Source organism: Streptomyces sp. P5F9, assembly GCF_057961495.1.
Genome location: NZ_JBXVPZ010000084.1, coordinates 20,726 through 27,712 on the forward strand (window position 1 = coordinate 20,726; position 6,987 = coordinate 27,712).

The following is a 6,987-nucleotide window of genomic DNA, read 5'->3' on the forward strand; positions in this document are numbered from 1 at the left end:
CGACCGCGGACCGCAATCATCAATTGAGGAACCCCGACGGTGCTCAGCCAGGTCCGCGAGAGCGGCGGCGGTTTAGCCGCAAAAAAAGGGGGGGTGGCGTGCGAGTACTCGGGGTGGACCCGGGACTGACCCGATGCGGTGTCGGTGTCGTCGAAGGCGTCGCGGGCCGGCCGCTCACCATGGTCGGCGTCGGTGTCGTACGGACCCCGGCGGACGCCGAGTTGGGCCTGCGCCTCGTCGCCATCGAGCAGGGCATCGAGGCGTGGCTGGACGAACACCGGCCCGAATTCGTCGCCGTGGAGCGGGTGTTCAGCCAGCACAACGTGCGCACGGTGATGGGCACCGCCCAGGCCAGCGCCGTAGCGATGCTCTGTGCCGCCCGCCGCGGCATCCCCGTCGCCCTGCACACCCCCAGCGAGGTCAAGGCCGCCGTCACCGGCAGCGGCCGCGCCGACAAGGCCCAGGTCGGCGCCATGGTCACCCGGCTGCTCCGGCTCGACGCGCCTCCCAAGCCCGCCGACGCCGCCGACGCCCTCGCCCTCGCCATCTGCCACATCTGGCGCGGGCCCGCGACCAACCGCCTCCAACAGGCCGTCGCCCAGAACCGGTTGCAACAGGCGGTCGCCCAACACGCGGCCGGCGCGCACAAAGCCCCGCAAGCCCCGCAAGCCCCGAAGACCCCGCACGCATCGAAAGGCCGTACCGCATGATCGCCTTCGTCAGTGGCACGGTCGCCGCACTCGCCCCCGACGCCGCGGTCGTCGAGGTCGGCGGTGTCGGCATGGCCCTCCAGTGCACGCCGAACACCCTGTCCACGCTCCGCCTCGGCAAGCCCGCCAAGCTCGCCACCTCCCTCGTCGTCCGCGAGGACTCGCTCACCCTGTACGGCTTCGTGGACGACGACGAACGCCAGATCTTCGAGCTGCTCCAGACCGCGACCGGCGTCGGCCCCCGGCTCGCGCAGGCGATGCTCGCGGTGCACACCCCGGACGCGTTGCGTCGAGCGGTGGCCGCCGGGGACGAGAAGGCGCTGATGGCCGTTCCGGGCATCGGCAAGAAGGGCGCCCAGAAGCTGCTGCTGGAGTTCAAGGACCGGCTCGGCGCACCGGTGGGGGCCGCCCCGGCGATCGGCGCCCCGGTCACCAGCGGCTGGCGCGATCAGCTGCACGCCGCCCTCATCGGCCTCGGGTACGCCACCCGCGAGGCCGACGAGGCCGTGGCCGCCGTAGCACCGCAGGCCGAGGCCGCCGAGGGCACGCCGCAGGTCGGGCAGTTGCTGAAGGCGGCCCTGCAGACCCTGAACCGCGCCCGCTAGGAGAACCGTCAGTGAACTGGGACGACACGACCGACGAGACCGCCGCCGAGCGGCTGGTGGGCTCGGTCGCCGACCGCGAGGACCAGGCCGTCGAGGCCGCCCTGCGCCCCAAGGACCTGGGCGAGTTCATCGGCCAGGAGAAGGTCCGCGAACAGCTCGACCTGGTGCTGCGCGCCGCACGCGCGCGTGGCGCCACCGCCGACCACGTGCTGCTCTCCGGCGCCCCCGGCCTCGGCAAGACCACCCTGTCGATGATCATCGCGGCCGAGATGGAAGCCCCGATCCGCATCACCAGCGGCCCCGCCATCCAGCACGCCGGCGACCTCGCCGCGATCCTCTCCTCCCTCCAGGAGGGCGAGGTCCTCTTCCTCGACGAGATCCACCGCATGTCCCGGCCCGCCGAAGAGATGCTCTACATGGCGATGGAGGACTTCCGCGTCGACGTCATCGTCGGCAAGGGCCCCGGCGCCACCGCGATCCCGCTGGAGCTGCCGCCGTTCACCCTGGTCGGTGCCACCACGCGCGCGGGACTGCTGCCGCCCCCGCTGCGCGACCGCTTCGGCTTCACCGCGCACATGGAGTTCTACGAGCCCACCGAACTGGAGCGCGTCATCCACCGCTCGGCGAACCTCCTCGACGTGGAGATCGACCCCGCAGGCGCCGCCGAGATCGCCGGCCGCTCCCGCGGCACCCCCCGCATCGCCAACCGCCTGCTGCGCCGCGTACGGGACTACGCGCAGGTCAAGGCCGACGGGTTCATCACCCAGGACATCGCCGGAGCCGCCCTCAAGGTCTACGAGGTCGACGGCCGCGGCCTCGACCGGCTCGACCGCGGTGTCCTCGAAGCCCTGCTCAAGCTGTTCGGCGGCGGACCGGTCGGCCTTTCCACGCTCGCCGTCGCCGTGGGGGAGGAGCGCGAGACCGTCGAAGAGGTGGCCGAACCCTTCCTCGTACGTGAGGGACTGCTGGCCCGCACCCCGCGCGGACGCGTCGCCACCCCCGCCGCGTGGGCGCATCTGGGCCTCACCCCGCCCCGGTCGTCAACCGGGGGAAACGGACAAGGGGACCTGTTCGGGGCGTGACGGCGGGGGCACTGGCCGGGTCAGGAACCCCGGTGCCATGCTGAGCGTTGTTCCATCAGCGTGGACTCGCTTAGACTCCGCCGATGCCGCCTTTGTGGGCGGCGCCGACCACCCCCATCCACCAGGCCGCTCACCGCCGCGGTCGTGCGAAGGAAATTCCGTCCCGTGAATATCGTGACCCTCCTCCCCTTCATCGTGCTCATCGGGGCCATGTTCCTGATGACCCGCTCTGCCAAGCGCAAGCAGCAGGCGGCCGCGTCGATGCGTAATGACATGCAGCCCGGCACCGGCGTCCGCACGATCGGGGGCGTGTACGCGACGGTCAAGGAAGTCAACGAGGAGACGGTTCTTCTCGACGCCGGCCCGGGCATCGAACTTCTCTTCGCGAAGAACGCGATCGGCGCCGTCCTCACCGACGACGAGTACAACCGCATCGTCCACGGCATCGAGCACGACCTGAAGGACGACGCCGACATCGTCCCGGACGACGCCTCCTCCCTCACCGACACCGACGAGCCCGCCGCCGACTCTTCCGACGACAAGCCCATCGACCTCGGCAAGAAGGACGCGGCCGACGAGCCGGCCGACGCCACCGAGGAGCCGGCGAAGCCCGCCGAGGCGAAGACGGAAGAAGAGCCGAAGAAGTCCGACGGCGACACCGACGCGAAGTAGTAACGTCCCGGGAGCGCGGCGCGACCCGCTCGCGCCCCGCGCACCCGGGTACGTGCGTCGCTCGCACGGGATCCCGACACCATGTCATGGCCGTAACCGCGCTGACCCGGCGCGGAGCGGCCCGAGAGGGAGTACGAGAAGGTGGCAGCACCTAAGAGGGGCCGCAGCGCGAGCGCCCAGAGCAAGCCGTGGCGCTCGCTGGCCCTCATCCTGATCGCCATCGTGGCGCTCACCGGTGGCATGTTCGCATCCGGGCACAACACTCCGCGTCTCGGCATCGACCTGGCCGGCGGCACGAGCATCACCCTGCGGGCGGTTGCCCAGCCCGGCGAGGAATCGTCGATCAACAAGACCAACATGGACACCGCGGTCGACATCATGAACCGCCGTGTCAATGGTCTTGGTGTCTCGGAGGCCGAGGTCCAGACCCAGGGCTCCAGGAACATCATCGTCAACATTCCGAAGGGCACGAACTCGGAGGAGGCGCGGCAGCAGGTCGGTACGACGGCCAAGCTGTACTTCCGCCCGGTCCTGGCCACGGAGGCCTCCACGGGCGCCGCGACGACCCCGTCGCCGAGCGCGTCCGGCAGCGCCTCCAGCAGCCCGTCGAGCTCGCCGAGCTCCAAGGCGAGCGCTTCCTCGTCGAAGACCGGTTCCGCGACCCCGACGGCCACCGCCACCTCTCAGGGCCGTGCCGCCAGCGACGCGCTGAAGGCCGACTCCACCTCGTCCGCGAGCCCCAGCGCCACGGCCTCGGCCAGCGCCACCCCCTCGGCGAGCAGCAGCGCCGCCGCCAGCGCGGCAGCCGCCAAGCTGGAGGCCCAGTACACCGCGCTCGACTGCTCCAAGAAGGCGTCCCAGAACGTCGGCAAGAACGCCAAGGCCGGTGACGCGACCGTGGCCTGCGGCCAGGTGTCGGGCGTCTGGTACAAGTACGTGCTCGGCCCCGCTGCCGTGGACGGCACCGACGTCAAGAAGGCCGCGGCCGTCCTGAACACGACGACCGCCGCCGGCTGGCAGGTCACCATGGACTTCACCGGCAAGGGCGGCGACAAGTTCGCCAAGGTCACCGGTGAACTGGCGAAGAACACCCAGCCGCAGAACGAGTTCGGCATCGTCCTCGACGGCCAGGTCGTCTCCAGCCCCTCCGTCAGCTCGTCGATCACCGGCGGCAGCGCCGAGATCTCCGGCAGCTTCAGCCAGGAGGAGGCCCAGAGCCTCGCCAACATGCTGTCGTACGGCGCCCTGCCGCTGACCTTCAAGGAGGACAGCGTCACCACCGTGACCGCGGCCCTCGGCGGTGAGCAGCTGCACGCCGGTCTGATCGCGGGCGCGATCGGTCTCGCGCTGGTCGTCATCTACCTGCTGATCTTCTACCGCGGCCTGTCGGTCATCGCGATCCCCTCGCTGCTGGTCTCCGCGATCCTCACGTACGTGATCATGGCGCTCCTCGGCCCGGGCATCGGCTTCGCGCTGAACCTACCGGCCGTCTGCGGTGCGATCGTCGCGATCGGTATCACCGCGGACTCGTTCATCGTGTTCTTCGAACGCATCCGGGACGAGATCCGCGAGGGCCGCTCGCTGCGTCCCTCCGTCGAGCGGGCCTGGCCCCGCGCCCGGCGCACCATCCTGGTCTCCGACTTCGTGTCGTTCCTCGCCGCCGCGGTGCTGTTCATCGTCACCGTCGGCAAGGTCCAGGGCTTCGCGTTCACCCTCGGTCTGACCACCGTGCTCGACGTGGTCGTCGTCTTCCTCTTCACCAAGCCGCTGATGACCATCCTCGCCCGCAGGAAGTTCTTCGCGGACGGCCACAAGTGGTCCGGCATCGACCCGAAGGCGCTGGGCGCCAAGCCGCCGCTGCGCCGCACCCGCCGTCCCTCCGCCCCCGTCGACCCGAAGGAGGCGTGAGATGTCGAAACTCGGCAGCATCGGCGCCCGACTGCACCGCGGCGAGGTCGGGTACGACTTCGTCGGCAATCGCAAGATCTGGTACGGCATCTCGATCCTGATCACCATCACGGCCATCCTCGGCCTGACGGTGCGCGGCCTGAACATGGGCATCGAGTTCCAGGGCGGCGCCGCCTTCACCACGCCGAAGCACATGAGCGCCTCGGTGACCCAGGCCGAGAAGTACGCCGAGGACGCCTCCGGTCACGACGCGGTCGTCCAGAAGCTCGGCGACGGCAGCCTGCGCATCCAGATCGCGGGCATCGACACCGACAAGTCCGACAGCATCAAGACGAAGCTGGCGAAGGACCTCGACGTCAGCTCCGAGAACATCGCCGCGGACCTGGTCGGTCCCAGTTGGGGTGACCAGGTCGCCAACAAGGCCTGGGAGGGCCTGGCGATCTTCATGGTGCTGGTCGTGATCTATCTGGCGATCGCCTTCGAGTGGCGCATGGCCCTGGCCGCGCTCGTCGCCCTGATCCACGACATCACCATCACCATCGGCATCTACGCCCTCGTCGGCTTCGAGGTCACGCCCGGCACGGTGATCGGTCTGCTGACCATCCTCGGTTACTCGCTCTACGACACGGTCGTCGTCTTCGACAGCCTCAAGGAGCAGACCAAGGACATCACCAAGCAGACCCGCTGGACCTACAGCGACATCGCCAACCGGTCGATCAACGGCACCCTGGTGCGTTCCATCAACACCACGGTCGTCGCCCTGCTGCCGGTCGCGGCCCTGCTGTTCATCGGTGGCGGCTTCCTCGGCGCGGGCGTGCTCAACGACATCTCGCTGTCGCTGTTCGTGGGCCTCGCGGCCGGTGCGTACTCCTCGATCTTCATCGCCACGCCGCTCGTCGCCGACCTCAAGGAGGCCGAGCCGCAGATGAAGGCGCTCAAGAAGCGCGTCTTCGCCAAGCGGGCCCAGGCCGCCGCGCAGGGCGAGCCCGCGGAGTCGCAGGTCACCAACCGCTCGGACGACGCCTACGACGACGAGCCCGAGGACGCGGCAGCCGTCGTGGGCCCGCGCACCCAGCCGGCGTCCCGCAACCGCGGCCGCGGGCGTCCTTCGGGGAAGCGCCGATGACGGAGCTCGTAGACATCACGGCGCTGCTGCTCAGCCGTATCCGCGATGTGGCCGACTACCCGGAGCCCGGTGTGATGTTCAAGGACATCACCCCGCTCCTGGCGGACCCGGCCGCGTTCACGGCGCTCACCGACGCACTCGCCGAGATCGTCGTGAGCACCGGTGCGACGAAGGTCGTGGGCCTGGAAGCCCGCGGATTCATCCTCGGCGCCCCGGTGGCCGTCCGCGCGGGCGTCGGCTTCATCCCCGTACGCAAGGCGGGCAAGCTCCCCGGAGCGACCCTCAGCCAGACGTACGACCTGGAGTACGGCTCCGCCGAGATCGAGGTGCACGCGGAGGACCTGTCGGCCGGCGACCGCATCCTGATCGTCGACGACGTCCTGGCCACGGGGGGCACCGCAGAGGCCTCGATCCAGCTGATCCGCCGGGCGGGCGCCGACGTCGCCGGCCTCGCGGTCCTGATGGAACTCGGGTTTCTGCAGGGACGCTCCCGCCTGGAGCCGGCACTGGGCGGGGCACCTCTGGAGGCACTCCTCGTAGTCTGACGCGAACGCGTGACACAACGGCCGTCCCTGGACCAGGGGACGGCCGTTGCGCATGTCACGGACCTCGGACCCCACGGCCCGTTCGCGCAACCTCAAGCACGCCCACAGAACCACCCCAGGACACCGCGGAGCCGCCCCCCGGAATGCCGGTGGCAGCCCCTCGTGTTTCACCGGTAGACGGCCCTCACATCGGCCTGAAGGCGAGCCCGGAGCCCGGGATCGCTACCATGGGCACTCCGGAGCCTGACCGGGGGACCCGGATCGCGCACGAGGAGTCCTCTTGGCAGACGAGGCCCAGCCCCTGACCGCCGCCAAGCCCGAGCCCACCCCGGGCCCCGC

At 70.2% G+C, this 6,987-nt stretch carries 7 protein-coding genes; all 7 read left to right on the plus strand.

Going from position 1 to position 6,987, the window contains the following annotated elements; all coding sequences use genetic code 11:
- The first annotated feature begins 98 nt into the window (after positions 1-98).
- The 7 genes from ruvC (at position 99) to AC31A1_RS16530 (ending at position 6,648) form a co-directional block, all read left to right on the plus strand.
- A complete protein-coding gene (gene ruvC / locus AC31A1_RS16500; RefSeq protein WP_489654036.1) occupies positions 99-710 on the plus strand; it encodes a crossover junction endodeoxyribonuclease RuvC in 612 nt (203 codons plus the stop codon).
- A complete protein-coding gene (gene ruvA / locus AC31A1_RS16505; RefSeq protein WP_489654037.1) occupies positions 707-1,315 on the plus strand; it encodes a Holliday junction branch migration protein RuvA in 609 nt (202 codons plus the stop codon). Before ruvC ends, ruvA begins: the two co-directional genes overlap by 4 nt.
- Positions 1,316-1,326: 11 nt before the next feature.
- The gene (ruvB, locus tag AC31A1_RS16510; protein WP_019059776.1) at positions 1,327-2,397 is read left to right on the plus strand and encodes a Holliday junction branch migration DNA helicase RuvB; all 1,071 of its coding nucleotides are present in this window, start codon (positions 1,327-1,329) and stop codon (positions 2,395-2,397) included.
- A gap of 165 nt (positions 2,398-2,562) precedes the next feature.
- Entirely contained in the window at positions 2,563-3,069 is a 507-nt protein-coding gene (yajC, locus tag AC31A1_RS16515; RefSeq protein WP_393763765.1) for a preprotein translocase subunit YajC, read from the plus strand.
- A gap of 141 nt (positions 3,070-3,210) precedes the next feature.
- The gene (gene secD, locus AC31A1_RS16520; protein ID WP_489654038.1) at positions 3,211-4,977 is read left to right on the plus strand and encodes a protein translocase subunit SecD; all 1,767 of its coding nucleotides are present in this window, start codon (positions 3,211-3,213) and stop codon (positions 4,975-4,977) included.
- Between the two features lies 1 nt (position 4,978).
- Positions 4,979-6,103 carry a protein translocase subunit SecF gene (gene secF, locus AC31A1_RS16525; RefSeq protein WP_489654039.1) on the plus strand — a complete coding sequence of 375 codons (1,125 nt, stop codon included), beginning with the start codon at positions 4,979-4,981 and terminating at the stop codon, positions 6,101-6,103.
- Entirely contained in the window at positions 6,100-6,648 is a 549-nt protein-coding gene (locus AC31A1_RS16530; RefSeq protein WP_489654040.1) for an adenine phosphoribosyltransferase, read from the plus strand. The genes secF and AC31A1_RS16530 overlap by 4 nt, the downstream gene beginning before the upstream one ends.
- Positions 6,649-6,987 lie beyond the last annotated feature (339 nt).